A 26,105-nucleotide genomic window follows, 5' to 3' on the forward strand; every position below is an offset into this window, starting at 1 on the left:
CGGTGCTCCTACCAGCCGTGCGGCTGGCATGACCGCCCAGGACCCGCCCGCGGTCGCCCGTCGCCGGGTGCGGCTGGCGCTGCGCCACGCGCGGCAGCGCCAGGGGCTGACGCAGTCGCAGGTGGCGGAGGCGCTCGAGTGGTCCCTGTCGAAGGTGCAGCGGATCGAGAGCGGCGACGTGTCCGTCTCCACCACGGACCTGCGCGCCGCGCTCGCGCTGCTGGACGTGCGCGACCCCCGCCGCGTCGACCAGCTGGTGGAGGACGCGAAGGCGTCGCGGCGGCAGCGCTGGTGGACCCGCCCGGAGTACCGCGACCACCTGACCCCCGCCATGCTGCAACTTCTGCAGTTCGAGAGCGAGGCCACCGCCATTCGCGTCTTCCAGGCCACGCTGGTTCCGGGAATTCTGCAGACCGCGGACTATGCCGGCTGGATCCAGCGATTCTGGTCGCGGGCGGTCCCCGAGGAGGATATGAAGGTGCGGGTGGAGTTGCGGGCCCGCCGCCGTGAGGGTTTGTTCGGCGCGCCCGATCCGCCGAGATATCTGCTGGTCCTGGACGAGTCCGTGCTGCATCGCGACATCGGCGGGCCCTCGATCTTCGCGGATCAGCTGGAATTCCTCCTGGACCTGATCCGGCGGCAGGCCATCTCGGTCCGGATCGTCCCGTTTCCGGAGGGGGCGATTCCCGCCATGCTCGGATCGTTCACGATCCTGGAGCTCGGCGATGAGGAGGACGTCTTCCTCTACCGGGAGAGCGGCTGGCAGACGGACTCCTTCGGCCACTCGATCAAGGACATCCGGCGCTGGCGCGAGATCTACGAGCAGGTCTGGGGGCGCAGTTTCGCCCCCGACATCTCGGCGCGGCTCATCGAGGCCCGGATGGCGGAGCTCAGGGCACTGATCGGCCGGAGCCGTGCCCGGCTGGCCGATCCGGGGCCCGGCACGGGCGACTCGCCATGGTGAAAAATTGACTCCGGACACCGGCATGGCACGCCGGAATGGAGAATGTCCTCGGCCATCTCCAGATGATCGAGGAGGAAATGGAAATGATTTCTCAATTCTCGTGGTTCACGAGTTCCTACTGTGACACGTCTGCCTGTGTAGAAGTACGCGGCCTCCCGGATGGTGGGGTGGGATTGCGCGACGGCAAGAATCCTGAGGGTCCGTATCTCCGGATTCCCACCGCGCAATGGAGGTCGTTCACGGATTTTGTGAAGCAGGAGAAATTTGCGCGGTAGCAATATCCCGGCAATGGAGCGTGCCTGATTTCGGGCGCGCTCTATTGCTTTTAGTAGCCCATTGATTACATTCGGTGTTGTTGATGGGAGGTTCGAGATGGAAGCTGTCGACCGAGGGCGTCGGCCGGAATGGCGTAAGAGCAGGCGGTGTGACACCGCGGCATGTCTGGAGGTGGCCTCCGTCGGCGGCGGCGTGTGGGTGCGGGATGCCGCGGGCGCCGTGCTGATCTTCTCCGGGGAGGCGTGGCGGGTGTTCCTGACGGAGGCGCGCCGGCGCAAGTTGACCAAGGTTTGTTGATCTCTATAGCGCGAAGTCGAGCGGATCAACCGACCCCTATACGCATCACGGCCGCATATCGTTCACCGAACGGAGGGTGACTTTAGCCACGATCGATCCTTTAATCCAAATCTGACACCATCCCCGTACTTCCGTCCGACGTCGCATCGGCGTTCCGGCGGGGGAGTCAGGTAAGGAGAAGACGGATGGATCGAAGACGAGCAATCACCACGGCAGCGGTGATCGCCACGGCGGGAGCCACTGTCGCGCTCACCTTCCCCGCGCTCGCCGGCACGGTGACGCGCGAGGAGCCGGGCGAGGTGGCCGTCGACCGCGCGTTCGCCGAGCCCGAGGTGCTCGCCGCGCTCTCCCGCGACTTCAACCTGACCACCGAGCAGGCCACCGACCGCCTCGCCGCGGAGCGGGAGGCCGCGGCCGCGGTCCGTACCGTCAAGGCCGCCGCCGGCACCTCCTGGGCCGGCGCGTGGCTGACCGACGACGCGGCGACGCTCACGATCGCGGTGACCGATCAGGCGCTGGCCGACCAGGTACGGAAGGCCGGCGCCGAGCCGAAGATCGTCAAGAACAGCTCCGCCACGCTGGACGCCGTGAAGGCCGCGCTGGACACCAACTCGGACAAGGCCTCCGAGTCGATCCCCGGCTGGTACATCGACCCGGCCGCCAACACCGTCGTGCTGCTCGCCCGCGCCGACGTCGCGGACGCGGAGGGCGCCGCCAAGGAGTTCGCGGCCGCCAGCGGCGTCGACGCGGCCGCGGTGCGCGTCGAGCGCAGCGACGAGGCCCCGAAGCCGCTGTTCGACCTGGTCGGCGGCGACGCGTACACCATCGGCAACGCCCGCTGCTCGATCGGCTTCGCGGTCGAGGGCGGCTTCGTCACCGCCGGTCACTGCGGCCAGGAGGGCGCCGGCACCAACGGCGTCAACGGCGCGCCCCAGGGCCGGTTCAGCGCGTCCTCGTTCCCCGGCGACGACTTCGCGGTCGTGCTGACGAACGCGGACTGGACGCCGACCGCCACGGTCAACGACTACAACGGCGGCGTGCTCCCGGTCGCCGGCGCCGAGGTGGCCCCGGTCGGCTCGTCCATCTGCCGCTCCGGCTCCACCACCGGCCTGCACTGCGGCGAGGTCGAGGCGCTCAACGCCACGGTCAACTACGCCGAGGGCACGGTCACCGGCCTCACCCGGACCAGCGTCTGCGCCGAGCCGGGCGACTCCGGCGGATCGTTCATCTCCGGCAACCAGGCCCAGGGCGTCACCTCGGGCGGCTCCGGCGACTGCACGGTCGGCGGCACCACGTTCTTCCAGCCGATCGCCGAGATCCTGGAGAAGAACAACCTCACGCTGGTCACCGGCGGCAGCGGCGGAGGCGGCACCCCGCCGGCCAGCCCGCCCGCGACGCCGGGCGAGCCCAGCACGCCGCCGGCCGACGCGGTCGGCTGCGACGCCGCCGGCAGTGTCACCCGCGACGGCACGCTGAACCGTCCCGGCCAGCGCCGTGACGCGGTCCGCTTCCGCGCCCCGGCCGGCACGCACGCCGCCTGCCTCACCGCCCCCGAGGGCGCCGACTTCGACCTGTACCTCCAGCAGCAGGTCAACGGCGGCCGCTGGGTCACCGTGGCCCGCGCCGCGACGGACGCCGGTTCGGAGACGCTCACCTTCTCCGGCACCGCGGGCAACTACCGCTACCGCGTCGCCTCGGCCGCCGGCTCCGGCGACTTCTCCCTGCAGTTCGCGGTGAACTAGCAGGCGGGCGCGGCACAGAAACGTCGGTGTGGGGCGGTCAACGGGTCAGCCGCCCCACACCGATCTCTGCTTTCCAGATCAAAATCCAGTTCATCTTCCCGCTTCCGGCGTGGCCCGGCAGCGTTGCTCCCGCGGGCACCGGTCGTCGCCGGCGCTCCTCCCTGCCGGTTTCGCCGTGGTGCCGAAAGAGCCGTCCGACCGGCACCGGGCCGCCGGCCGGCGTGTAATGCCGCCGGGGCGATCGGGCCGGACTGCCCGCGGCGGCGCCGGTCAGTCCGGTGGGAGCCAGCCGTTCTCGACGGACAGGCGGACCGCCTCGGCGCGGGTGCGGGCGCCGGTCTTGCCGATCGCCGAGGACAGGTGGTTGCGGACGGTGCCCTCGGAGAGGTTCAGGCCGGCCGCCAGGTCCGCGACCGTGCCGCCGTCCCGGGCCGCGTGGATCACGTCGGTCTCGCGCGGGGTGAGCGGACTGTCGCCGGTGACCGGCGCCTCCGCCGCCGGCGTCGGGTCGACCACACGCATGCCGGCCGCGACCCGGCGGACCGCGTCCGCGAGCTGCCGGGCCGGGGTGTCCTTGACGACGAACCCGCCCGCACCGGCCTGGATGGCCCGCCGCAGGTAGCCCGGACGCCCGAACGTGGTCACCACCAGCACCCGGCAGCCCGGTACCGCGGCCCTGAGCGCGGCCGTGGCCGCGATCCCGTCCAGGCCCGGCATCTCCACGTCGAGCAGCGCCACGTCCGGCCGGGTGCGCCGGGCGGCCTCGACCACCTCGTCACCGCGCCCGATCGTCAGGTCGAGTCCGTCGACGGCGGTCACCGGCCCGAACCGCTTCGTCAGCCCGCTCAGTCGTACCGCCGGTCCCTCGTTCGTCTCCATGCCGTCGATCGCGCCCGCGCCCCGCGGGCACACGTCATGCCGGACCCATGACGGATGTCAGGGGGCGGGTTACCGTGGTCTCCGTGGTCTACGAGGCGTTGGTGACCGTGGTGCTCACGCTGCATTTCGCCTTCCTGGCATACCTCGCGGTCGGCGGCTTCCTCGCCTGGCGCTGGCCGCGGACGATCTGGTTGCACCTGCTCACCGCCGTGTGGGGCGTGCTGGTGGTGGCCGCGTCGCTGACCTGCCCGCTGACCACTCTGGAGCACTGGGCGCGCGGCCGCGCCGGTCAGGCCGTCTCCGACGCCGGCTTCATCGACCGCTACCTGGCCGGCGTGATCTACCCGGAGGACCAGGTGTGGGCCGCGCGGATCATCCTCGGGCTGGCGGTCGGCGTGTCCTGGGCCGGTTACGCGGTCGTGCTGCGCCGCCGCCGCGCGCGGAAAGATCAGGAGCACATGCCGACGGGGGTACGCCCGTGAGCGCGAACATTTCCGGCCAAGCCCCGACATATCGGTGAGAGTGAGATCTCGATCCCGGTGACACGCCCCCGATAGACAGGCCTTCCCGGCGCGTCGCCGTTACCGTGGCATCATGGCAGGTCGTTCCTCTCCGGCTAAGCGGCGGACCACTCCCGCGGCGCGGACGGGCACGTCCTCCTCGTCGCGCACGCCGGCCCAGTCCCGTGCCCGCGCCGCCACCCCGCGGAAGCGTCAGCCCGCACCCCGGGCCCGCGCCAAGCGGAAGAGCAGCGTCAACCCGCTCGCGTTCGCGGCCGGCTCGCTCGGCGCGCTGTGGATGGCCACGGCCGGCGCGGTCGGCTGGAGCGTGCGGCAGGTCGGTCGCGGCGCGTCCAGCGCCCGCGATCTGAACCCGGCGCACCGCCGCGACGGCACCGGCTTCCTCATGCTCGGCCTGGCGATCGTGATCGCGGTCGCGGTCTGGTTCGAGTCGGCGGGCCCGGTCGGCGCCTGGCTGGCGGACACGATCCGGCTCTTCTTCGGCGCGGTCGCGATAGCGATCCCGTTGCTGCTGTTCTACAACGCGATCCGGCTGATGCGCGAGCCGTCCGACCCGGAGCACCGGGGCAGCGGGCTGGTCGGCTGGACCGCGATCATCGTGGCCGGCGACGGCCTGCTGCACGTGGCCCAGCGCCCGGTCAGCGACGCGCAGCTCGACTTCGCCGGCGGCCTGATCGGCTACGGCGTGGGTTCGCTGCTGGTCGCGGCCGTGACGCCGTGGGTGGCCGTACCGCTGCTGGTCCTGCTCCTGCTCTTCGGTGTCCTGGTGGTCACGGCCACGCCGATCAACAAGATCCCGGAGCGGCTCGGCGACCTGGTCGAGGCGTTCGCGGGCCGGCCGCTCGGCAACCGCGCCCGCCACGACCTCGACGACGACGAGGATCTGGACGACGACGAGGACGAGGAGGAGGCGCCACGGCCCGCGCGCCGCCGTGCCGCCCGTCGCAAGGCCGCCGGTCATGCGGACTCGCCGCCGCCGGACGACGACGTGCCGCCGCCCCCGCCGCCGGGGGACGACTTCGACGACCTGATGGACGATCTGCAGGAGACGGTCGCGCTCCCGAAGATCACCAAGACGAAGAAGGCGTCCGGTCGCCGGGTCGCGCCGGCGCACTCGGACGCGCCGCCGCCGACCCGGGCCGAGCAGCTGGCCATCACCGCGATCGAGGGCGACTACAAGCTGCCGCCGCCGAGCCTGCTGGTGGAGGGCGCGGCCGCGAAGAAGGCCAGCCGGGCGAACGAGGAGATCACCGAAGCGCTGGAGGGCGTGTTCGACCAGTTCGGCGTGGACGCGGAGGTCACCGGCTTCACCCGGGGCCCGACCGTCACGCGGTACGCGGTCGAGCTGGGCCGCGGCGTGAAGGTCGAGCGGATCACCCAGCTGTCGCGGAACATCGCCTACGCCGTGAAGTCCGCGGACGTGCGGATCCTGAGCCCGATCCCGGGCAAGTCCGCGGTCGGCGTGGAGATCCCGAACACGGACCCGGAGAACGTGGCGCTCGGCGACGTGCTGCGGTCCTACAACGCCACCTCGGACCAGCACCCGATGCTGGCCGCGCTCGGCAAGGACATCGAGGGCGGCTTCGTCGTGGCGAACCTGGCCAAGATGCCGCACATCCTGATCGCGGGCGCGACCGGCGCCGGCAAGTCCTCCTGCCTGAACTCGCTGCTGGTGTCGATCCTGACCCGCGCGACGCCGGACGAGGTGCGGCTGCTGCTGATCGACCCGAAGCGCGTGGAGATGACCTCCTACGAGGGCATCCCGCACCTGGTCACGCCGATCGTCACGGACCCGAAGAAGGCGTCGACCGCGCTGGAGTGGGTCGTCGGCGAGATGGACATGCGCTACGACGACCTGGCGGCGAACGGCGTCCGGCACATCGACGACTTCAATCGCAAGGTGCGCAGCGGCGAGATCAAGGCGCCGCCCGGCGTGGAGCGCGAGCTGAAGCCGTACCCCTATCTGCTCGTGATCGTGGACGAGCTGGCCGACCTGATGATGGTGGCGCCGCGCGACGTCGAGGACTCGATCGTGCGCATCACCCAGCTGGCCCGCGCGGCCGGCATCCACCTGGTGCTGGCCACCCAGCGCCCGTCCGTGGACGTGGTCACCGGCCTGATCAAGGCGAATGTGCCGTCCCGGCTCGCGTTCGCCACCTCGTCGCTGGCGGACTCGCGGGTCATCCTGGACCAGCCGGGCGCGGAGAAGCTGCTCGGCCGCGGCGACGGCCTGTTCCTGCCGATGGGCGCGTCGAAGCCGACCCGCATCCAGGGCGCGTGGATCACCGAGGCGGAGATCGCCGCGGTGGTGAACTTCTGCAAGGAGCAGCGCGAGCCGGAGTTCCGCGAGCACGTGACCGAGGCGGTCGCGGACCCGCGCAAGCAGATCGACGAGGAGGTCGGCGACGACCTCGACCTGCTGCTCCAGGCGATCGAGCTGGTGGTGACCAGCCAGTTCGGCTCCACGTCGATGCTGCAGCGCAAGCTGCGCGTCGGCTTCGCCAAGGCGGGTCGCCTGATGGACCTGATGGAGTCGCGCGGCATCGTCGGCCCGTCCGAGGGCTCCAAGGCCCGCGACGTGCTGATCAAGCCGGACGAGCTGGAAGAGGCGATGGCGGCGCTGCGCCCGTGACCTCGTCCGGCGCCGGGAACGGTGCACGGAACGTGAACGCCTCCGCCGTCGGGCCGTGCTCGCCCAGCCTGCGCAGCCGGGTCACGCCCTCCTGCGGCGTGGGGAGCGTGCCGGCCGGGATCCACCAGAGGACCAGCGAGGCGCGGTAGCCGAGCGGGACGAACCAGTCCCGCCGCCGGCGCACGTAGTCGAGGTGCTCGCTCTGGTAGGTGAACGCGCGCAGCGCCTCCAGCGACTCCCAGACCGACAGCGTGGCGATGACGTCGTCCACGGGCGTGACTGTGGCCCCTTCCTCGGCGAGTCGCCAGACGAACCCCGGGGAGCGATCGGCCAGCGCGTTGATCGGGTCGAGCCCGGCGACGAACCCGGCGGTGGCCGGGTCGTCCAGCGGTGCGCGCAGGCGGGCGGCGTTGAAATGTGCGAGGTGAAAGGTCGCCATGCCCGGTAGCTCACCAGACGTAGTCTTCTAGTGTCAATCAGTTTTGTTTTTAGAGAGCGTCACGCAGCACCGCCCCGGCGCCGGATCCATCCGCGCCGACCACGCCGTGTCCTCCACCAGTCCTTCGACCGTCGCCAGGCTCATGCCGCAGATCAGCGGCGGGAACTGCTCGGCCAGCCGGTGGTACGGGCAGTTGCGCAGCTCGATCCGCCCGTCCGCCTCCACCGGCAGATAGCCGTGCGCCTCCAGCCGGTCCGCCACCTCCGCCGACGGGGTCCGTGTCGCGCGGCCGTGTGTGCGGGCCACGTCGAACAGCGCCACCTCCGCGCCGGTCCGCTCCACCGCCTCGGCCAGCAGTTCCGCCGCGGTCCGGTAGGTGCGCGGCGGCAGGCTCACCTCGTGCTCGGCGTCGGCCGCTACCCGGTAGAGCTTCGCCGGACGGCCCGCGCCCGGCCCGGTGCGGCCGGACCGGCGCGCGTAGGTGACCTCCAGCAGACCCGCGTCCACCAGTTTGTCCAGGTGGTGGGCGGCGAGCGTGCGGCCGATGCCGAGCGAGGCCGCGACATCGTCCCGCCCGACCGGTGCGCCGCCCGCGGAGGCCACCTCGCGGTAGGCGGCGCGGCGCACCCGGTCGGCGAGCGTGGAGACGGCGTTCAGGCCGGTGTCGTCCATCGCGCCATCGTATTACCAACGAATATTGGTCTTAGTGGAAGAACTTGAGCCCGGCCACGCCGCAGATCACCAGCATCAGGCAGAGGATGCGGGGCAGCGAGGCGGACTCGCCCAGCACGGTCATGCCGACGATCGCGGTGCCGACCGCGCCGATGCCCACCCAGACCGCGTAACCGGTGCCGACCGGGATCGTGCGCAGCGCGTAGCCGAGGCCGGCCATGCTGAGCACGAGCGCGACACCGAAGACCGCGGAGGGGATCGGGCGGGTGAATCCGTGGCTCTTCTCGAGCGCGATCGCCCAGACCGTTTCGAGGATGCCGGAGACGACGAGAACTGCCCATGCCATGACGAGTCACCTGTCCAGCGGCCGTCTTCGCAGAACCGGGTACGACCGCACTCGTCCGGGATGACCGCAGATGTGCGGGCACCACGTCACCGAAAGTAGCAACGACCGCACGCGGAAGCCACCCCCGGTGGCCGACCTCACCGGGCGACTTCGAGGTATCGGCGGACATGCCGGTACCCTCGGGTGGTGTCTGTAACGCCTTCTGCCCCCGGCCAGCGCGTCGCCCTGCTCACGCTGGGCTGCGCCCGTAACGAGGTCGACTCCGAGGAGCTGGCCGCCCGTCTCGATGCGGAGGGCTGGCAGGTCGGCACGGACGCGGAGAACGCGGACGTCGTCCTGGTCAACACCTGCGGCTTCGTGGAGAAGGCGAAACAGGACTCCATCGACACGCTGCTCGCCGCGCACGAGACCGGCGCCAAGGTCGTCGCGGCCGGCTGCATGTCCGAGCGCTACGGCAAGCAGCTCGCCGACAGCCTCCCCGAGGCGCACGCGGTGCTCGGCTTCGACGACTACCCGGACATCTCCGCGCGGCTCAACGCGGTGCTGGCCGGCGAGCAGGTCGGCTCGCACACGCCGCGTGACCGCCGCGAGCTGCTGCCGATCACGCCGGTCGCGCGCCGGGACACCTCGGTCGTGGTCCCCGGCCACTCCGTGGTCGACGCGGCCACGCCCGCGCACCTGCGCCCGATCCTGCGCCACCGCCTGGAGAAGGGGCCGGTGGCCTCGCTCAAGCTGGCCAGCGGCTGCGACCGCAAGTGCGCGTTCTGTGCGATCCCGGCGTTCCGTGGCGCGTTCGTCTCCCGTAGGCCGGACGAGCTGCTGGCCGAGGCCGAGTGGCTGGCTGGCACCGGCGTCCGCGAGCTGGTCCTGGTGAGCGAGAACTCGACGTCGTACGGCAAGGACCTCGGCGACCCGCGCCTGCTGGAGAAGCTGCTGCCCCAGCTGGCGGCCGTCTCCGGCATCGTGCGTGTCCGGGTCAGCTACCTGCAGCCGGCCGAGACCCGCCCCGGCCTGGTCGAGGCGATCGCCACCACGCCCGGCGTCGCGCCCTACTTCGACCTGTCGTTCCAGCACTCCAGCGAGCCGGTGCTGCGCCGGATGCGCCGGTTCGGCTCCACCGAGCGCTTCCTGGAGCTGCTGGCGTCCGCGCGGAAGCTCTCCCCGGAGGCGGGCGCGCGCAGCAACTTCATCGTCGGCTTCCCCGGCGAGACGAAGGCGGACGTGGACGAGCTGATGCGCTTCCTCACCGAGGCCCGGCTGGACGCGGTCGGTGTGTTCGACTACAGCGACGAGGACGGCACCGAGGCCGCCGGCCTGACCGGCAAGGTCCGCAAGAACACGATCAAGAAGCGGTACGACGAGGTCGTCGCGCTCGTGGACGAGCTGGTCAACCAGCGCGCCGAGGAGCGGATCGGCTCCACGGTCGAGGTGCTGGTCGACACGATCGAGCACGGCGAGGTCGAGGGCCGCTCGCACCACCAGGCGCCCGAGGTCGACGGCTCGACGATGCTGGTCGCGGGCGACCAGGGTGTGGACGTGGGCGCGCTGCGGCCGGGTGACCTGGTCCGCGCGACCGTGACCGGGACCGAGGGCGTGGATCTGGTGGCGGTGCCGATCGAGATGATCTCCGCGGCGGCCGCACGGTGATGTCGTCGGGTGACCCGACGCCGACCGCCGCGGAACCACCTGAGGCGGCGATCCACAACCCCGCCAACATCCTGACGCTGCTCCGGCTCGTACTGGTGCCGGTGTTCGTGGTGCTGGTGGTGTGGTCCGAGTTCGACGAGTCACTGCTCCAGGCGCTGGCCTGCGCGGTCTTCGTGATCGCGTCGCTGACCGACTTCGTGGACGGCTGGGTGGCCCGCCGGTTCGGCTACGTCACCAAGCTCGGCAAGGTCGCCGACCCGATCGCGGACAAGGCGCTGACCGGCGCCGCGCTCGTGCTGTTCTCGCTCTACGGCCTGCTCCCGTGGTGGGCCACCGGCGTGATCCTGGTCCGCGAGTGGGGCATCACACTGCTGCGCCTCTGGGTCATCCGGTACGGCGTGATCGCGGCCAGCCGCGGCGGCAAGCTGAAGACCGCGCTGCAGACGCTCGCCATCGTGCTGTACCTCTGCCCGCTCCCCGGCTGGATGGATACGATCGCGGAGTGGGTCATGTGGGCCGCGGTCGCGGTCACCGTGATCACCGGGGTGGACTACGTGCGGCAGGCCGTCCGGCTGCGCGACACCCCGCGCGAGCCCGCCCGCGCGGGCGCGGCCGTCCGGGAAGGGGACCTGGGTGCCTGATGGTGCGTCCGTCGCCGCCGCGGTGATCCACGGGCTGGCCGGCGCGGGTCAGACCGTGGCGGCGGCCGAGTCGCTCACCGGCGGCCTGGTCTCGGCCACGCTGGTCGACGTGCCCGGCGCGAGCGCGGTCTTCCGCGGCGGCCTGGTGGTCTACGCGACCGAGCTCAAGGCGACGCTGGCCGGCGTCTCCGCGCCGCTGCTGGCCGAGCGCGGACCGGTCGATCCGGACGTGGCGGCCGCGCTGGCCGAGGGCGCGCGGGCCCGGTGCGGTGCGGACTGGGCAGTGGCGACCACCGGCGTGGCCGGGCCGGACCCGCAGGGCGGTCTGCCCGTCGGGCTGGTCTACGTGGCCGTGGCCGGGCCGGGCGGCACCGAGGTGCGGCGGCTCGATCTGGGCGGCGACCGGGCCGCGATCCGGGCGGCCACGGTCGCCGAGGTGCTGCGGCTGCTGGCCGACCGGTTGAAGGTCGGCGTGCTGCAGAGTGGCACCGCATAGCGCGGGCCCGGCGTCAAGGGTGGTGTCGCGATCACGCTTGTAGCGAACGGGACGGCACGGCCGGTGATCGCACGGACGCGGTTCGCCACGGCCGCCGCGCGGTGCGGGGGCATTGCCGGGGATGACTGCCGCACGGGCGATCCGCCTCCGCACGCAGGTGGCACACGCTGCGCGTACCCGGGAATGATCTCTGATTTTCGGTGGTTGGGGATTTTCGTGGGTGGTTGTCCCCGCAGGCCGGAAACCGGTGGCGGCGCTCCGTAGACTGGGGTCGCCGCGCTCTCACCCTCCGGGGTGGGGCCGATGGTTCGGCGGCGGGGTGAGCTGTCAGCTGCCACGACCAACGGGTACGGTTGCGGGAAGGCTTCCGGCGCTTGCCGGCGGCCCTCGCAGGAGGAGGTGCGATGGTCCTGCTACGCCGGGTGATCGGTGATGCACTTCGTGCGCGCCGACAGGGACAGCACCGGACCCTGCGCGAGGTGTCGACCGCGGCCAACATGAGCCTCGGATATCTCTCCGAGATCGAGCGCGGGCAGAAGGAAGCGTCCAGTGAGCTGCTGGCCGCCATCTGCGATGCGCTCGGCGCACAGCTCTCCGAGGTGCTCCGCGAGGTCAGCGACACGCTGATGCTGGCCGAGCAGATGCAGGGCGTGCTGGTTCCCGTGCAGGACGAGGCGAAGGCGCCGTCCGAGGAGCACGCGATCCGCAAGGTCCACGCCGAGGGGGACGTCTCCGTCTCGGTCCGGCAGGACACGCCGCTCAAGGCCACGCTCCGCGCGACCCGCAAGCCCCGTCCGGGCGACCGCGGCCGCGACGTGATCTACGCCGCCTGATTCTTCCCGTCCGACCCCACGCCTGGTTTCCGCTTGGATGCCAGGCGTAATGTCGTGGGATCGGGGGCACCCTGATATCCCCCCGAGGTCGCATGACGGGCTGGTTTTCACCTGCCACGATGGAGACCATGCCGTGTTCCGCGGCGCGAGACGTTCACCGAGGGGATAGCGCGATATGGCGAACCCGTTCGTCAAGAGCTGGCGATACTTTTTAGCGCTGTTCGGCGCCAAGATCGATGAATATGCCGATCCCAAGGTGCAGATTCAGCAGGCGATCGAAGAGGCCCAGCGCCAGCACCAGCGACTGGTCCAGCAGGCCGCGGCCGTGATCGGCAACCAGCGTCAGCTGGAGATGAAGCTCTCCCGGCAGATGTCCGAGGTCGAGCGGCTCCAGGGCATGGCGCGCCAGGCGCTCGTGCTGGCCGACCGCAAGCGGGCCGAGGGCGACGAGGCGGAGGCGCAGAAGTACGAGAGCACCGCGCAGACGCTCGCCACCGAGCTGGTCTCCGCCGAGCAGACGATGGAGGACACCAAGACGCTCCACGACCAGTCGCTGGCCGCCGCAGGGCAGGCCCGGCAGGCCGTGGAGAACAACGCCATGATCCTCCGGCAGCGGCTCGCCGAGCAGACCAAGCTGCTCAGCCAGCTCGAGCAGGCCAAGATGCAGGAGACCGTGGCCAAGTCGCTGGAGTCGATGTCGTCGCTCCAGGCGCCCGGCAACACGCCGTCGCTCGACGAGGTCCGCGAGAAGATCGAGAAGCGCTATGCGACCGCGATGGGCCGGGCCGAACTCGCGTCCAACTCCGTCGAGGGCCGCATGCTCGAGGTGCAGAAGTCGACGCTCGACCTGGCCGGCGAGTCCCGGCTGGACCAGATCCGCGCCAGCATGTCGGGCAACCAGCTCGGCGGCGCGACCGGCCAGCAGACCCCGGCCGCCGAGGCCGCCAAGCCGTCCGAGAGCACCGCGCACGTGGCCCGGCTGGACGAGATCCGCGCCAGCATGGCCCGGGAGAAGAAGTCCGGCGACGCGAGCGCCGCGGGCTGATCACCATGGTGGCGGACGAGCGGTCACGGTACCTGCGGCAGGCGCGCAGGCTGCGCGGCTCCGCACGCCGGTGGAGCGTGCTGGGCGGCATGTTCACCGGCGCGGCGGCGGTCCTCACGCCGTACGCGGGACTCGGCCTCCCGGACGCCGCGTGGGCCGCGGCCGCCGGCGGTTCCGTCATGCTCGCCGCCTGGCGGTGGGCTGACCTTCGCCGACACCACGCCGAGCCCGTCCCGGCCGCGCTGCCTCCTGCCGCGCTCGCCGCTGCCAGGCAGGCGCGGCTCACCTCGGTGGTCGAGCAGTTCCCGGCCGGGCGCACCGCCCTCCAGGAGCTGCGCCGCCACCGCGCCCGTGCGGAGCTGAAGGGGTCGGCCGCGGTCGACCCCTGGCTGCGCCTCGACCGGGCCGCGGGCACGCTCGCCGGCCTCGCGCCGCGGCTCACCGGCCACGGCGCGGCCGTGCTGCCCGAGGCCGCGTCCGCCGAGCATTCGCTGCGCGACCTGGCACACCGGGTGGCCGGCGTGGAGCGTGCGCTGCGGTTCGCGCCGCCGGACGGCCGCGACGGCCTCCAGGACGCGCACCGCACGCTGCTCACCCAGCTCACCGACGGCGTCACGGCCTACGAGACGCTGGTCGCGGCCTCGGCCGGTTACGTCGCGGAGGACGCGCGCGCCGGCGCCCACCTCGGCGACGCCGGCACGGCCACCCGGCTGACCGAGGCGGCCGACCTGCTGCGCGGCGTCACGGACGCGCTGACCGAGCTGCGCCCGCCGGGCCAGGCCCCGGCTGGCAGCGGGGGCACCAGTAGGTGATGCGTTCCGCCGCGGTCTCCCCGTCCGGCGCGTGCTTCGCGATCGCGGTGCCGCAGCGACGACAGGGCTGCGCACGGCGGCCGTAGACGTAGTTCGCCTCGGCCTTGCGCAGTGACCCGGTGGTGGTCTGCAGCCAGCGTCCGCGGTTCGAGGCCAGCAGCCGCTGGGCCAGCGCGGCCATGCCGGTCAGGTCGGGCACGTCGCGGACCGGCGTCCACGGGTTCACACCGCGCAGGAACAGCAGCTCACACTTGTAGAGGTTGCCGATCCCGGCCAGGTTCCGCTGGTCGAGCAGCGCCTCGCCGATCTCCCGGTCCGGCGCGTCCTCGATCCGGCGCACGGCCTCGTCCGCGTCCCAGTCCGGCCCGAGCAGGTCCGGGCCGAGGTGCCCGACCAGCTCGTCCTCCCGCTCGCCCGGGATCAGCGCCAGGTCGTGCAGGTGGTAGCCGACCGCGATGCTCTCGGCCGTTCGCAGCACCACCCGGATCAGGTGCGCGGGCCGCCCGGCCCACCGCTCACCGGTCGTGTAGACCCGCCAGGCGCCGTCCATCCGCAGGTGCGAGTGCAGCGTCAGTGCTGGTCCGTTGCCGGACTCGCTCATCCGCAGCAGCAGGTGCTTGCCCCGCGCGGCCGATTCGCGCACGGTCCAGCCGGTGAGCGACTCGGTCGCCAGCTGCGGAACCCGGAAGTCCGAGGCGGTCAGCACGCGCCCGGCCAGCGCACGGTGGAGGACGCGGGCGGTGTTCCAGACGGTGTCGCCTTCGGGCATGACCCCATTGTTTCCGACGGTTTCCGGACAACCGCCCCAGACCCGCACACGGACCCGTTTAGGTTGATCTGAATGAATGGGAGGTGCGCGGTGGAGCGTCGGTTGTGGGTGGCGTCGGCGGTGTCGGCCGGCGTGGTGATCGCGCTCGGTGTGGCGGCGGCGATCGGGTGGGGCGGTGACACGCGCGCGGCGCCGTCGGCCTCGCCGTCGGCCTCGGCCGATCCCTCTCCGGCTGCGCCTGCGCCGCCGCCCGCGCCCGTGCTCGCGGCCCCGTTCGAGGCGCCGGGGTTCTACGTCGGGGAGCCGGTCATCGCCTACCGGGACTATACGACCGCGGCCGTGTGGCGGGGAGGCCCGCCGCCGGACGACCTCACCGCGCGCGCGGCGGTCTGGCAGGCGCGGAAGCCCGGCGACCTGGTGCTGCACGTCCCGGGATGGCGCCCGGACCGGGGAGTCGCCACCGACGCCGAGCGCGTCGTGATCGGCGGCCGTGAGGGCCTGGCGCTGACCTCCTACGCCGGAGATCCGGAGATGCGCCGGCTGCTCTGGGAGTACGCGGACGGGCTCTGGGCGGAGGTCCGGATGTACGACGCCACCACGGCGGATCTGACCGCGATCGCGACGGCGTTCGTACCGGGCGAGACGCCGGCGCAGATGACCGTGCCGTTCCGTGCCGGTCGGCTGCCGGACGGCCTGGGACTGACCCAGGTCGTCCACGGCCACCCGTGGGGCAAGGACCATGCCGTGCTGTCGTGGGTCAACATGCTGGCGGCGGGCGCGACGGATCCGATGAGCCCCGGGCTGGCGATCGGCATCCTGCGGCTGCCGTCCCGGGAGGTCGCCGAGCGCGAGTGTGCGAACACCGCGGAGTACACGCTGTGCCGGAAGCCGTTCGGCGAGCAGCCGTACACGCTGATGCTCGCCGACCGCGAGAGCGGTCTGACCAGGGGCGAGATGGAACAGATCCTGGACGGCCTGACGCTCGCGGATCCGGCCGACCCGGCTACCTGGACACCGGTCGGCGAGGCGTTCGGCGGGCTGTCCTTCGTCCCGCTTCCATAGGACCTACCCGCGGGCGACGCGGAGGAGGTCGCCGGGGACGACGGAGAGGACCACGGCGGCGCGGCCGCCGTGGACGGCTATGGCGACGCGGTCGGCGGAGTCGATGTAGACGACCAGGCCGCCGCGCGGGGCATCGGAGATGGTGGCGCCGCGGACCGCGTGGACGCCGCCGACCATCAGCGTGCCGGTCAGGTCGCCGATGACGGTGCCGGGCGCGGCGAGCTGGACGTTGCCGAAGCGGTCGATCATGGTGACCTCGGCCTCGAGCCAGCCGTCGCCGGACGCGACCACCGGGTCCGGCAGCCGGACCAGGCCGGTGGCCGGGATCTCCGGGCCGGCGTCGGTGAGCGCGGCGCCGGTGGCGATCCGCGCGGCGACCGGGGAGAACACGTCGCGGCCGGGGAGCGTGCCGGAGGCGGAGGGCTGGAACCAGTCCGTGCGGGTCAGCGCCACCGCGGTCCGGATGCCGCCGAGCGCGTCCGCGGCCCAGGGGAGCAGGCCGTTGTCCGGGCCGAGCAGCACGCCGCCGGGGGTGAGCAGACCGATCGGGCGCCGATCGCCGGGGCCGGCGACCGCGACGTGCACCGCGGGCGGCAGGTGGGGGACGGTCTGCGCCAGCACGGACGCGGCGCGCGGGATGTCGCCGGGCGCGACCGCGTGCGTGACGTCGATGATCCGGGCCTCGGGCGCCAGGCGGGCGATCACGCCGTGGCAGGAGGCGACGAACCCGTCCGAGAGACCGTAGTCGGTGATGAGGCTGATCCATGCGTAGCCGGCCATGAATGGCACCGTATCCCTACGCACGGTTTCCTGCCCAGTACGGAACGCGGTTATCGACGGGGATGTGTGACGCGCGGATAATCCGGATGGCAGAGTTGTCGGCATGAGGCTCTGTATCTTCACCGAACCCCAGCAGGGCGCCAGCTACGCCGATCAGTTGCGGGTGGCCCAGCGTACCGAGGAGAACGGCTTCGACGCGTTCTTCCGCTCCGACCACTACCTCTCGATGGGCGGCACCGGCAAGCCCGGCCCGACCGACTCCTGGGTGACGCTGGCCGGCCTCGCGCTGCAGACGTCCCGGATCCGGCTCGGCACGCTGGTCACCTCCGCGACGTTCCGGCTGCCGGCGCCGCTCGCGGTCAGCGTCGCGCAGGTCGACGAGATGAGCGGCGGGCGCATCGAGTTCGGCCTGGGCAGCGGCTGGTTCGAGGCGGAGCACACCGCCTACGGCATCCCGTTCCCGCCGGTCGGCGAGCGCTTCGACCGCTACGAGGAGCAGCTGGAGATCATCACCGGGTTGTGGGCGACGCCGGCCGGCGAGACGTTCTCCTACGCGGGCAAGCACTACCAGCTCACCGGCTCGCCCGCGCTGCCGAAGCCGGTGCAGTCGCCGGTGCCGATCATCATCGGCGGCTCCGGGAAGAAGCGGACGCCGGCGCTGGCCGCGAAGTACGCGGCCGAGTACAACGTGGCGTTCGTGAAGGTCCCGGACGCAGGAAAGGCCTTCGAGAGGGTACGCGCGGCGTGCGCGGAGGCCGGCCGGGCCGAGCTGCCGACGCTGTCGGCCGCGGTGGTGCTGTGCGTCGGGAAGAACGACGCGGACGTGCGGCGCCGGGCGGACGCGATCGGCCGGGACGTGGAGGAGATGCGCGGGAACGGCGGCGTCGTCGGCACGCCGGACCAGGTGATCGAGCGGATCCAGGAGTACAAGGCGCTGGGCGCGAGCAGGATGTTCCTGCAGACGCTGGACCTGTCCGACCTGGACCACCTGGACGTGGTGGCGTCAGAGATCGCCCCGCACCTGTGATTCTGGTCGTCGCTCCGCTCCTCCGGGCTCGCCGCCACTCCCGGCGATGACAGGCGGACTTTCAGACGAAGAGCGTGTCTGAAAGTCCGCCCGCCATCTCTGGTCGACTGCGTCTCACGGCGTGGCCGAGTTCGTGGCGGGTCAGGGGGAACTGCCGAGAGCATCGGTGGTGGGGTCCGGGGTGGTGGGGGCTGATGTGGGCTGGCTCGGGATGTGGGGCGGTGACGGGGCGGGGAGGACGATGTCGCGGACCGCGAGGTAGACGGCGCGGACCGCGAGCGTGCGCTCGACCTCGTCCAGGATCGGCGCGAAGAACTGACGGCGGTGCTCGGCGTCGCTCATCGAGGTGACCGCGAAGTACATGCTGCCGAACGCGGCCAGGATCAGCGCGTTCCGCAGCAGCGCCACCGGCAGGCCGAACGTGGCGGCGGACAGCCGCGGCGGCGCACCGATCCACTGCTCCGCGGTCTCCGGCAGCACCACCAGCCAGCCGAGCATCAGGAAGAACGTGAACAGGCCGACGCCCACCACGGTCGCCTGGATCAGCTGGCGGGTGGCCAGCATCAGCAGCAGATTGCCGACCTGTTGCGGCTTGAGCGGGACCGGCTTGAGCGCACCGTCCGGCGCGATCTCCTCCATCGGCAGCTCGGCCAGCGGCGTACGACGGCAGTCCTTGCTCAGCCGCGCCGGGTGCAGCTCCTGCTCCACCCGGCCGATCTCGTCGCGCAGACGGGTCGCGGTGGCCAGCACGGTCACGGACGCGAGCAGCACCACCACGGCCCAGACCCGGCTCCAGGAGAGCCGGTCCGTCGCCTGCCACAGCTCACCGGTGAAAAAGAAGAAGAGCGTGACGAAGAGCAGCGTGGGCAGCGCCCGGCCCTGGATCCGCACGCTGTTGCGCATGTCGTGCACGGCGTGCCGCAGGCCGCGCCGGACGAGCGGGACCACGCCGTACGTGGTGGCCAGCCACGCGGCCGCGAACAGCACCGCGAAGATGCTCAGGAACGCGGCCACCGCACCCGCGAACGAGGTGTGCTGCTCGCTGATCCGCTCGCCCACGCCGACGCCGGGCGACGAGTTGGATCGGGAGATCAGGAACTCCAGCAGCGGCACGATGACCGGCATCACCGCATAGCAGACCAGGATCGCGCCGGCCGTCTTCCGGGAGAAGCGCGGCAGCCGCCGGCCGAACGCGGTCAGCCCGGTCCAGACCAGCGTGCCGACCGCGAGCGTGCCGGCCAGCACCCACCACCAGTAGTCCTGGTCCGCCCAGCGGCGTACCAGCCAGAGCAGGCTGGTCACCGAGACGAACGCCAGGAACGGCAGCATGCGGGGAAGCACATGCCGCCGGAACCGGTAATCCTCGATCATGAGCGGGACGCCCCGGCGTACGAACCAGCGCTCGGTCTGCCGGACCAACGCCCGTGATGCCGTCAATGCCACGTCGCGGATTTTCCCAGACCGCGACGATCCGGGACCTCAGCCGAACGTGTCCCCGCGCACACCGGCCACGAACGCGCGCCAGCCGTCCGCGGAACAGAGCAGCATCGCCTCGGCCGGACGGCGACTGTGCCGGATCGCCGCCCGCCCGTCCGCCGCCCGGCCCACCTCGACGCAGTTGCCGCCCGAGCCCTGGCTGCGGCTGCTCTTCCGCCACCCGGCCACCTCCGGGACGAACCCGTTGCCCCGCATCTCGCGCGCGCCTCCCGTACCCTCGTGGATTGCTTGTCGTGTTTTCAGCTCTTGAACTCGTCCGCTATGTCGGCGATGAGCCGGGTGGAGTCGGCCGGTTCCAGAGCCGCGCCGCGCAGCACGCGGTAGGCGGACGCGAAGCGGTCCGTGCGGGACCCCTCCAGGAACGTGCGCCCGGCGAGCGTCTCCGTGTACGCCACGTCGGGGAACGGGTCGGGCATCTCGCACAGCAGGAACGCGCCGTCCAGACCCGGGTGCGCGCCCGCCCCCGCCGGGAGCACGCTGATCTCGATGTGCCGTCGTCGTGCCAGCCGGCCCAGGTGGGTCAGCTGCTCACGCATCACCTCCGGCCCGCCGACCGGGTTGCGCAGCGCCGACTCCGCCATGATCGCGGCGATCTTCGTGGGCTTGGGGCCCTCGATCGCACGCTGGCGGCGCAGGCGCAGCTGGACCCAGCGGGCGACCCGGTCGTCGTCCGCGTCCGGGCCCTCGGTGGTGCGGATCATCGCCTCCGCGTAGGCCGGGGTCTGGAGCAGGCCGAGCACGTAGAGCGCGTCGTAGGTGGCGACCCGCTTCGCCCGCTGCTCCAGCCAGATGAGATCGCAGAAGGTTGGGTCGTAAATCACATCGGAGAATTCGTCGATCCAGTCGTCCCGGCGCCAGACCTCCTCGCTCAGCCGGGTCAACCGGGTCCGTTCCCGTCGCTCCGTCACTCCGTAGAGATCGAGGAGCATCTGCACATCGTGGCGCGGAATCGGCCATTCCGCGTTCTCGAAACGGCTCAGCGCGGAGAAGTTCCGTTTCAGGTGCTCTGCGACCTGACGAAGCGTCAGGTTGCGCCGTTCACGCAGGTCGCGCAGCTCCCGGCCGAGCCATTGCGCGCGTAGCGTGGGCACCTTGCGGCCCCTTGAGTCGAGCATCGCCCCCCCAGGTCGGACGAAAAATGTGATGCCACTTCATTCCCTACCATCGATTGTCGGGAGAAGTCGGCCGCGACTCGAACAAAACATCACGGACCACTGCATCGATCAGCGCCAACGCGACACCGTACCGGATGATCGGTAAGCGATCCAGCACGCAATGCCACCAAACCCTTGCCAGGCAGGCAGTACGGGAGGTGTCAGTCTGGTGTGGATGGTGCCGGTTTCGCGCTTTAGTGACGGATTCACGGTGCATGAAAAGCCAGCTGGCGTCCACTGTGACGCGTCGATGTGGACCTTGCGTGCCGGCGTCACCATGTCCTGAAAAACCGGTCTATTTCGGGTGCCCGGTGGGTTTCGCGCGGCGCGGACGGGAAATGTCGTACCGGGCGGGCAGGATGGAGGGCGTGGAGATGGCGTTGGCGGGATTCGGGACGGCGACCAGGGAGTGGTTCGCCGCCGCGTTCGCCGCGCCCACCCCGGCGCAGGACGGTGCCTGGCGTGCCATCGCGGCCGGGCGTCACGCGCTGGTCGTGGCGCCGACCGGCTCCGGCAAGACGCTCGCGGCGTTCCTCGCCTCGCTCGACCGCCTCGCCCGCGAGCCGGTGCCGGCCGACGCGAAGCAGCGCTGCCGCGTGCTCTACATCAGCCCGCTCAAGGCGCTCGCGGTCGACGTGGAGCGCAACCTGCGCGCGCCGCTCACCGGCATCCGGCACGCCGCGTCCCGGCTCGGGCTGCCCCCGCCGGACATCACGGTCGGCATGCGCACCGGCGACACCCCGGCGGACGAGCGGCGGGGCTTCGCGCGCACGCCGCCGGACATCCTGATCACCACGCCCGAGTCGCTGTTCCTGCTGCTCACGTCCGCGGCGCGGGAGTCGCTGCGCGGCGTCGAGACCGTGATCATCGACGAGGTGCACGCGGTCGCGGCCACCAAGCGCGGCGCCCACCTCGCACTCTCGCTGGAGCGGCTCGACGCGCTGCTGCCGAAACCCGCGCAGCGGATCGGGCTCTCCGCCACGGTCCGGCCGATCGACGAGGTCGCCCGGTTCCTCGGCGGCGCGGCCGCGGTCGAGGTCGTGCAGCCGCCCTCCACGAAGACCATCGAGGTCAGCGTGCAGGTCCCGGTGGAGGACATGACCGCGCTCGGCGAGGATTTCGCGGCCGGCCCGGAGCCGGACGGCGGGCCGCCGGATCCCGGGCGGGCGCGGCCGTCGATCTGGCCGGCGGTGGAGGAGCGGGTCTACCGGCTGATCACGGAGCACCGGTCGACGATCGTGTTCACCAACTCGCGGCGCGGGGCGGAGCGGCTGTGCGCGCGGCTCAACGAGCTGGCGGCGGAGCATGCGGAGGGCCCTGGTCGTACCCCCGAGGGCTCTGGACCCTCCGCGGCCGGCGCGGCGAGGCTACCGGCCGAGATCATGGCGCAGTCGGGGCAGTCGCACGGCGCGCCCACGGTCATCGCGCGCGCCCACCACGGCAGCGTCTCCCGCACCGAGCGGAAGCAGATCGAGGAGTCGCTGAAGTCCGGCGACCTGCCCGCGGTCGTCGCCACCTCCTCGCTGGAGCTCGGCATCGACATGGGCGCGGTCGACCTGGTCGTGCAGATCGAGGCGCCGCCCACGGTCGCGGCCGGGCTGCAACGCGTCGGCCGTGCCGGGCACCAGGTGGGTGCGGTCTCCCGCGGCATCGTCTTCCCCAAGCACCGCGGCGACCTGCTCTCCTGCGCCGTGGTCGCGGAGCGGATGACCGCGGGCGCGATCGAGGAGATGCGCTACCCGCGCAACCCGCTCGACGTGCTGGCGCAGCAGATCGTGGCCATGGTCGCGATGGACTCCTGGACCGTGGCGGACCTCGAGTCGCTGCTCCGCCGCGCCGCGCCCTTCGCGGAGCTGCCCTCCTCCGCGCTGCACGCCACGCTCGACATGCTCTCCGGGCGATACCCGTCCACCGCGTTCGCGGAGCTGCGCCCGCGCCTGGTCTGGGACCGGGCCGGCGACGTGCTCACCGGCCGGCCCGGCGCGCAGCGGCTCGCGGTCACCAGCGGCGGCACCATCCCGGACCGCGGGCTGTTCGGCGTGTTCCTGGCCGGTGGCGTGCCCGGCGCCCGCGTCGGCGAGCTCGACGAGGAGATGGTCTACGAGTCCCGGGTCGGCGACGTGTTCCTGCTCGGCTCGTCGTCCTGGCGGATCGAGGACATCACGCCGGACCGGGTGCTGGTCTCGCCCGCGCCCGGCCAGGCGGCGCGCATGCCGTTCTGGAAGGGCGACTCGCCCGGCCGCCCGATCGAGCTGGGCCGCGCGATCGGCGCCCGGCTGCGCGCGCTGGTCAAGGCCGGTGACGACGCCGCGGGTGCGGCGCTGCGGGCCGAGGGGCTCGACGACTGGGCCGCGGACAACCTGGTGGCCTACCTGCGTGAGCAACGCGACGCGGTCCGCTCGCTGCCCGACGATCGCACCGTGGTGGTCGAGCGGTTCCGCGACGAGCTCGGCGACTGGCGGATGGCCGTCCACTGCGTGCTCGGCGCCAAGGTCAACGCGCCCTGGGCGCTCGCGATCGGACGGCGGCTCACCGAGCGGTACGGCGTGGACGCCCAGGTCGTGCCGTCCGACGACGGCATCGTGGTCCGGCTGCCGGACACGATGGACACGCCGCCCGGCGCCGACCTGATCGTCTTCGAGCCGGACGAGCTGACCCAGCTGGTCGAGGAGTCGGTCGGCACGTCCGCGCTGTTCGCGTCCCGGTTCCGTGAGTGTGCCGCCCGTGCGCTGCTGCTGCCGCGCCGCGACCCGCGCCGCCGTCAGCCGCTGTGGCAGCAACGGCAGCGGGCCGCCCAGCTGCTCGACGTCGCCCGGGAATATGCGGATTTTCCGGTTACGCTGGAGGCCGCGCGCGAGTGCCTGCAGGACGTGTTCGACCTGCCCGGCCTGGTCGGCCTCGCCCGTGACCTGGCCGGTCGCAAGGTCCGCGTGGTCGAGGTGGAGACGCCGCGGCCCTCCCCGTTCGCCAGATCACTGCTTTTCGGGTACGTCGGGGCGTTCCTCTACGAGGGCGACGCACCGCTGGCCGAGCGCAGGGCCGCCGCGCTCGCGCTCGACGCCACGCTCCTCGGCGAGCTCCTCGGCCGCGTCGACCTGCGCGAACTGCTCGACCCCGCGGTGGTCGGGGAGACCGAGTCGCGCCTGCAATGGCTCACCGAGGAGCGCGCGCCGCGCGACGCGGAGGACGTGGCCGAGCTGCTGCGCCTGCTCGGCGACCTGTCCCCGGCCGAGCTGGCGCTGCGGGGCGCGCCCGCCGCCTGGGCCGAGTCGCTGGCCTCGTCGCGGCGCGCGGTCCTGGTGCGCCTCGCCGGCGAGGAACGCTGGATCGGCATCGAGGACGCCGGGAGGGTACGGGACGCGCTCGGCGTCGCGCTGCCGGTCGGACTGCCCGAAGCCTTCCTCGCGTCCGTCCCGGATCCGCTCGGCGACCTGGTCGCGCGATACGCCCGCACCCACGGGCCGTTCTCGGCCGCGACCTGCGCCGCCCGCTTCGGTCTCGGCGTGTTCGTGGTCGAGCAGGCGCTCCGCCGGCTGGCCTCGGCCGGCCGCGTGGTCACCGGCGAGTTCTCCCCGGTCGCGGGCGGCGCGGCCGGCACCAGCGAGTGGTGCGACGCCGAGGTGCTCCGCCTGCTCCGCCGCCGCTCCCTGGCCGCGCTCCGCCGCGAGATCGAACCGGTTCCGGCCCGCGCGCTCGCCTCGTTCCTGCCCCGCTGGCAGCAGGTCGGCGGGGCGGCCCGCGGCGTCGAGGCCGTCGCCGCCGCGATCGACCAGCTGCAGGGCGCGGTGCTGCCCGCGTCCGCGCTGGAGCGCCTGATCCTGCCCGCGCGCGTCGGCGACTACACGCCCGGCCACCTCGACGAGCTGTGCGCGACCGGTGAGGTGCTCTGGTCCGGCGCGGGCACGCTGCCCGGTCATGACGGCTGGCTGACGCTGGCCTATGCGGACGCGGCGCCGCTGGTCCTGCCGCCGGTCGACGACGCGCTGCCGCTGACGCCGCTGCACCGCGCGATCCTGGGCGTGCTGGGGGACGGGCAGGCGTTGTTCTTCCGTGCGCTCTCGGACCGCGCGATCCAGGCGCTGGCCGCAGATGCGGCGTCGGCGACGAATGTCGAGGCCGCCGTTACCGGCGACGGCCGCGCGGGCGGCAGGCGAACCGGTCGGCGTGCGAATCCGGCGGGCTCGGATGCCGAGACACCGTCCGCGGGTCCCGGCCACGCGGCCGATGGCGCGGGCACGCGCGGCCGTCACGCGCATGCCGGTGTGACCGCGGCGCCGTCCACGGCCGTGCCCGATCCGGCGGCTGATCACACGACCACCGGCCGGCGGGACGGCCCACAGGATGCGGAGACGACCTGGGCGCCGCCGCCGAAGAGCACGGTGGTCGACGACGGTGAGATGGCTGCGGCGATCTGGGATCTGGTCTGGGCCGGATACCTGACGAACGACACGCTCGCGCCGGTCCGCGCACTGCTCGGCTCCGGCGGCACGCACAGGACGAAGCCGGTCGCATCGCGCGGGCGATACCGGCGGCCGGGCCGGCCGGCGCTGCCCGGCAGGACCGGGCCGCCGACCATGGCCGGCCGCTGGTCGTTGCTGCCGGACCGGGAGACGGACCCGACCCAGCGTGCCGCCGCCACCGCGGACCTGCTGCTGGAACGGCACGGCGTGGTCACCCGCGGCGCGGTCGCGGCCGAGGGCCCGCCCGGCGGATTCGCCGGCGTCTACCCGGTGCTCGCGGCCATGGAGGAGCGCGGGGCGGCGCGCCGCGGCTACTTCGTGGAAGGGCTGGGCGCGGCGCAGTTCGCGGTGCCGGGCGCGGTCGACCGGCTGCGCGCGCTCGCCGACAAGACCGACGATCCCGGTCGCCGCACCACCGGCGGCCCCGCACTGATCCTGGCCGCGACGGACCCGGCGAACCCGTTCGGCGCCGCGCTGCCCTGGCCGGACCGCGCGGTCGACTCCGGCGACGGTGGTGTCGCGTCGTCCACCGGCCCAAGGGACGTCCCCGCTGCCGCCGGCACGACCCGCGGCGGCGGAACGCCGGTATCCGGTGGAGCCGCGCCGGCCAGGGGTGCCGCGGTGCACGGCGATGGCATCACGCCGGGCGGTGAGGCCGCGGTGCGTGGTGACGGAAGAGCGGAATCCGGCGGGACCGCGTCAGCGGGCGGCACCGGGGGACGCGGCGGTATCGCGGCGTACGAGGGAGAAACGGCCGCCCCGTCCGGCCGCGGCACCGGGCACCGGGCCGGACGCAAGGCGGGCGCGCTGGTCGCGCTGGTCGGCGGTGACCTCGTCCTCTACGTCGAGCGCGGCGGCCGGACACTGCTCTCCTTCACCGAGGAGCCGGACGCGCTCGCCGCCGCCGCGAAGGCGCTGGCCGGCGCCGTCCACTCCGGCGCGCTCGGCTCACTGTCGGTGGAGCGTGCGGACGGCGAGTCCCTCCGGGCGTCGCCGCTGCGCGACGCGCTCGCCGCGGCGGGCTTCCGCGCCACCCCTCGCGGCCTGCGCCTCCGCGCCTGATCCGCAGGCTGCCCTTGTCGGTGCCTCTGTGCAGTGCTTTCCGTGCCTGCCC

24 protein-coding genes and 1 riboswitch are annotated in these 26,105 nt (G+C 72.5%); of the genes, 15 read left to right on the plus strand and 9 right to left on the minus strand.

Annotated features, from left to right (window positions below):
* Positions 1-28 precede the first annotated feature (28 nt).
* The 4 genes from OP04_RS37535 to OP04_RS37540 all read left to right on the plus strand — a co-directional run bounded on the left by OP04_RS37535 (position 29) and on the right by OP04_RS37540 (position 3,279).
* Positions 29-964 carry a helix-turn-helix domain-containing protein gene (locus OP04_RS37535; RefSeq protein WP_051799688.1) on the plus strand — a complete coding sequence of 312 codons (936 nt, stop codon included), beginning with the start codon at positions 29-31 and terminating at the stop codon, positions 962-964.
* 83 nt (positions 965-1,047) lie between these two features.
* A complete protein-coding gene (locus OP04_RS56870; RefSeq protein WP_408606828.1) occupies positions 1,048-1,239 on the plus strand; it encodes a DUF397 domain-containing protein in 192 nt (63 codons plus the stop codon).
* A gap of 97 nt (positions 1,240-1,336) precedes the next feature.
* Positions 1,337-1,537 (plus strand): DUF397 domain-containing protein, encoded by a 201-nt coding sequence (locus OP04_RS52435; RefSeq protein ID WP_085067079.1) that lies wholly within the window; start codon positions 1,337-1,339, stop codon positions 1,535-1,537.
* A 185-nt stretch (positions 1,538-1,722) separates the two neighbouring features.
* The gene (locus tag OP04_RS37540) at positions 1,723-3,279 is read left to right on the plus strand and encodes a S1 family peptidase (RefSeq protein WP_033344723.1); all 1,557 of its coding nucleotides are present in this window, start codon (positions 1,723-1,725) and stop codon (positions 3,277-3,279) included.
* Positions 3,280-3,549: 270 nt separating this feature from the next.
* On the opposite strand, the gene OP04_RS37545 is transcribed toward OP04_RS37540, so the two are convergent.
* Positions 3,550-4,158 (minus strand): response regulator transcription factor, encoded by a 609-nt coding sequence (locus OP04_RS37545; RefSeq protein WP_085067102.1) that lies wholly within the window; start codon positions 4,156-4,158, stop codon positions 3,550-3,552.
* 47 nt (positions 4,159-4,205) lie between these two features.
* Here OP04_RS37545 and OP04_RS37550 point away from each other — a divergent pair, with 47 nt between their 5' ends.
* Together OP04_RS37550 and OP04_RS37555 are read left to right on the plus strand one after the other, a co-directional pair.
* Positions 4,206-4,640 carry a DUF2784 domain-containing protein gene (locus tag OP04_RS37550; RefSeq protein ID WP_198154119.1) on the plus strand — a complete coding sequence of 145 codons (435 nt, stop codon included), beginning with the start codon at positions 4,206-4,208 and terminating at the stop codon, positions 4,638-4,640.
* A 112-nt stretch (positions 4,641-4,752) separates the two neighbouring features.
* Positions 4,753-7,311, plus strand: coding sequence for an FtsK/SpoIIIE family DNA translocase (locus OP04_RS37555; protein ID WP_033344724.1), 2,559 nt, complete (start codon positions 4,753-4,755; stop codon positions 7,309-7,311).
* Here the strand turns inward: OP04_RS37555 and OP04_RS37560 are convergent.
* The 3 genes from OP04_RS37560 to OP04_RS37570 are packed head-to-tail and all read right to left on the minus strand — an operon-like array spanning position 7,265 to position 8,768.
* A complete protein-coding gene (locus OP04_RS37560) occupies positions 7,265-7,750 on the minus strand; it encodes a DUF3291 domain-containing protein (RefSeq protein ID WP_033344725.1) in 486 nt (161 codons plus the stop codon). The genes OP04_RS37555 and OP04_RS37560 overlap by 47 nt on opposite strands.
* Before the next feature lie 33 nt (positions 7,751-7,783).
* Positions 7,784-8,422 carry a helix-turn-helix transcriptional regulator gene (locus tag OP04_RS37565; RefSeq protein WP_033344726.1) on the minus strand — a complete coding sequence of 213 codons (639 nt, stop codon included), beginning with the start codon at positions 8,420-8,422 and terminating at the stop codon, positions 7,784-7,786.
* 31 nt (positions 8,423-8,453) lie between these two features.
* Positions 8,454-8,768, minus strand: a complete 315-nt coding sequence (locus OP04_RS37570) for a DMT family transporter (RefSeq protein ID WP_033344727.1) — start codon at positions 8,766-8,768, stop codon at positions 8,454-8,456.
* 15 nt (positions 8,769-8,783) lie between these two features.
* Positions 8,784-8,851, minus strand: a riboswitch (guanidine-III (ykkC-III) riboswitch).
* Between the two features lie 100 nt (positions 8,852-8,951).
* On the opposite strand from OP04_RS37570, the gene rimO reads away from it, so the two are divergent.
* The 6 genes from rimO to pspM all read left to right on the plus strand — a co-directional run bounded on the left by rimO (position 8,952) and on the right by pspM (position 14,242).
* Positions 8,952-10,415: a 30S ribosomal protein S12 methylthiotransferase RimO gene (gene rimO, locus OP04_RS37575; protein ID WP_033344728.1), complete on the plus strand. Its 1,464-nt coding sequence runs from the start codon at positions 8,952-8,954 to the stop codon at positions 10,413-10,415.
* Positions 10,412-11,056 carry a CDP-diacylglycerol--glycerol-3-phosphate 3-phosphatidyltransferase gene (pgsA, locus tag OP04_RS37580; RefSeq protein WP_408606825.1) on the plus strand — a complete coding sequence of 215 codons (645 nt, stop codon included), beginning with the start codon at positions 10,412-10,414 and terminating at the stop codon, positions 11,054-11,056. The genes rimO and pgsA overlap by 4 nt, the downstream gene beginning before the upstream one ends.
* On the plus strand, positions 11,049-11,552 hold the full coding sequence (locus tag OP04_RS37585; RefSeq protein ID WP_033344729.1) for a CinA family protein: 504 nt from the start codon (positions 11,049-11,051) through the stop codon (positions 11,550-11,552). The genes pgsA and OP04_RS37585 overlap by 8 nt, the downstream gene beginning before the upstream one ends.
* 404 nt (positions 11,553-11,956) lie before the next feature.
* A complete protein-coding gene (locus OP04_RS37590) occupies positions 11,957-12,385 on the plus strand; it encodes a helix-turn-helix domain-containing protein (protein ID WP_033344730.1) in 429 nt (142 codons plus the stop codon).
* Between the two features lie 175 nt (positions 12,386-12,560).
* Positions 12,561-13,430 (plus strand): PspA/IM30 family protein, encoded by an 870-nt coding sequence (locus tag OP04_RS37595; protein WP_033344731.1) that lies wholly within the window; start codon positions 12,561-12,563, stop codon positions 13,428-13,430.
* An 8-nt stretch (positions 13,431-13,438) separates the two neighbouring features.
* Entirely contained in the window at positions 13,439-14,242 is an 804-nt protein-coding gene (pspM, locus tag OP04_RS37600; RefSeq protein WP_033344894.1) for a phage shock envelope stress response protein PspM, read from the plus strand.
* On the opposite strand, the gene OP04_RS37605 is transcribed toward pspM, so the two are convergent.
* The gene (locus OP04_RS37605) at positions 14,172-15,011 is read right to left on the minus strand and encodes a DNA-formamidopyrimidine glycosylase family protein (RefSeq protein ID WP_033344732.1); all 840 of its coding nucleotides are present in this window, start codon (positions 15,009-15,011) and stop codon (positions 14,172-14,174) included. The genes pspM and OP04_RS37605 overlap by 71 nt on opposite strands.
* A 90-nt stretch (positions 15,012-15,101) precedes the next feature.
* Between OP04_RS37605 and OP04_RS37610 the strand changes: the two genes are divergently transcribed.
* Positions 15,102-16,073: a hypothetical protein gene (locus OP04_RS37610; protein WP_157240891.1), complete on the plus strand. Its 972-nt coding sequence runs from the start codon at positions 15,102-15,104 to the stop codon at positions 16,071-16,073.
* 3 nt (positions 16,074-16,076) lie between these two features.
* Here OP04_RS37610 and OP04_RS37615 read toward each other — a convergent pair whose 3' ends face one another.
* Positions 16,077-16,853, minus strand: a complete 777-nt coding sequence (locus OP04_RS37615) for an SAM hydrolase/SAM-dependent halogenase family protein (protein ID WP_033344734.1) — start codon at positions 16,851-16,853, stop codon at positions 16,077-16,079.
* A gap of 103 nt (positions 16,854-16,956) precedes the next feature.
* Between OP04_RS37615 and OP04_RS37620 the strand changes: the two genes are divergently transcribed.
* On the plus strand, positions 16,957-17,880 hold the full coding sequence (locus OP04_RS37620) for an LLM class F420-dependent oxidoreductase (protein WP_033344735.1): 924 nt from the start codon (positions 16,957-16,959) through the stop codon (positions 17,878-17,880).
* Between the two features lie 141 nt (positions 17,881-18,021).
* Here OP04_RS37620 and OP04_RS37625 read toward each other — a convergent pair whose 3' ends face one another.
* From OP04_RS37625 to OP04_RS37635, 3 genes are read right to left on the minus strand one after another with little or no spacing between them, the layout of a single operon-like run.
* Positions 18,022-19,323, minus strand: coding sequence for a hypothetical protein (locus tag OP04_RS37625; protein ID WP_157240893.1), 1,302 nt, complete (start codon positions 19,321-19,323; stop codon positions 18,022-18,024).
* Between the two features lie 36 nt (positions 19,324-19,359).
* Positions 19,360-19,572 (minus strand): DUF397 domain-containing protein, encoded by a 213-nt coding sequence (locus tag OP04_RS37630; protein WP_033344737.1) that lies wholly within the window; start codon positions 19,570-19,572, stop codon positions 19,360-19,362.
* A gap of 44 nt (positions 19,573-19,616) precedes the next feature.
* Positions 19,617-20,468, minus strand: a complete 852-nt coding sequence (locus OP04_RS37635; RefSeq protein WP_232323885.1) for a DUF5753 domain-containing protein — start codon at positions 20,466-20,468, stop codon at positions 19,617-19,619.
* Positions 20,469-20,890: 422 nt separating this feature from the next.
* Between OP04_RS37635 and OP04_RS37640 the strand changes: the two genes are divergently transcribed.
* Complete coding sequence (locus OP04_RS37640) at positions 20,891-26,053, plus strand: Lhr family helicase (RefSeq protein ID WP_085067104.1); 5,163 nt, start codon at positions 20,891-20,893, stop codon at positions 26,051-26,053.
* Positions 26,054-26,105 lie beyond the last annotated feature (52 nt).

Origin of the sequence: Catenuloplanes japonicus, assembly GCF_000717135.1 — a bacterium.
In the GTDB taxonomy this organism is placed as follows: Bacteria; Actinomycetota; Actinomycetes; order Mycobacteriales; family Micromonosporaceae; genus Catenuloplanes; species Catenuloplanes japonicus.

Bases quoted from the DNA above. Each gene is read 5' to 3' on its own strand.
- OP04_RS37535 (WP_051799688.1), top strand. From the start codon at position 29: ATGACCGCCCAGGACCCGCCCGCGGTCGCCCGTCGCCGGGTGCGGCTG.
- OP04_RS56870 (WP_408606828.1), top strand. From the start codon at position 1,048: ATGATTTCTCAATTCTCGTGGTTCACGAGTTCCTACTGTGACACGTCT.
- OP04_RS52435 (WP_085067079.1), top strand. From the start codon at position 1,337: ATGGAAGCTGTCGACCGAGGGCGTCGGCCGGAATGGCGTAAGAGCAGG.
- OP04_RS37540 (WP_033344723.1), top strand. From the start codon at position 1,723: ATGGATCGAAGACGAGCAATCACCACGGCAGCGGTGATCGCCACGGCG.
- OP04_RS37545 (WP_085067102.1), bottom strand. From the start codon at position 4,158: ATGGAGACGAACGAGGGACCGGCGGTACGACTGAGCGGGCTGACGAAG.
- OP04_RS37550 (WP_198154119.1), top strand. From the start codon at position 4,206: ATGACGGATGTCAGGGGGCGGGTTACCGTGGTCTCCGTGGTCTACGAG.
- OP04_RS37555 (WP_033344724.1), top strand. From the start codon at position 4,753: ATGGCAGGTCGTTCCTCTCCGGCTAAGCGGCGGACCACTCCCGCGGCG.
- OP04_RS37560 (WP_033344725.1), bottom strand. From the start codon at position 7,750: ATGGCGACCTTTCACCTCGCACATTTCAACGCCGCCCGCCTGCGCGCA.
- OP04_RS37565 (WP_033344726.1), bottom strand. From the start codon at position 8,422: ATGGACGACACCGGCCTGAACGCCGTCTCCACGCTCGCCGACCGGGTG.
- OP04_RS37570 (WP_033344727.1), bottom strand. From the start codon at position 8,768: ATGGCATGGGCAGTTCTCGTCGTCTCCGGCATCCTCGAAACGGTCTGG.
- OP04_RS37590 (WP_033344730.1), top strand. From the start codon at position 11,957: ATGGTCCTGCTACGCCGGGTGATCGGTGATGCACTTCGTGCGCGCCGA.
- OP04_RS37595 (WP_033344731.1), top strand. From the start codon at position 12,561: ATGGCGAACCCGTTCGTCAAGAGCTGGCGATACTTTTTAGCGCTGTTC.
- OP04_RS37605 (WP_033344732.1), bottom strand. From the start codon at position 15,011: ATGCCCGAAGGCGACACCGTCTGGAACACCGCCCGCGTCCTCCACCGT.
- OP04_RS37615 (WP_033344734.1), bottom strand. From the start codon at position 16,853: ATGGCCGGCTACGCATGGATCAGCCTCATCACCGACTACGGTCTCTCG.
- OP04_RS37620 (WP_033344735.1), top strand. From the start codon at position 16,957: ATGAGGCTCTGTATCTTCACCGAACCCCAGCAGGGCGCCAGCTACGCC.
- OP04_RS37630 (WP_033344737.1), bottom strand. From the start codon at position 19,572: ATGCGGGGCAACGGGTTCGTCCCGGAGGTGGCCGGGTGGCGGAAGAGC.
- OP04_RS37640 (WP_085067104.1), top strand. From the start codon at position 20,891: ATGGAGGGCGTGGAGATGGCGTTGGCGGGATTCGGGACGGCGACCAGG.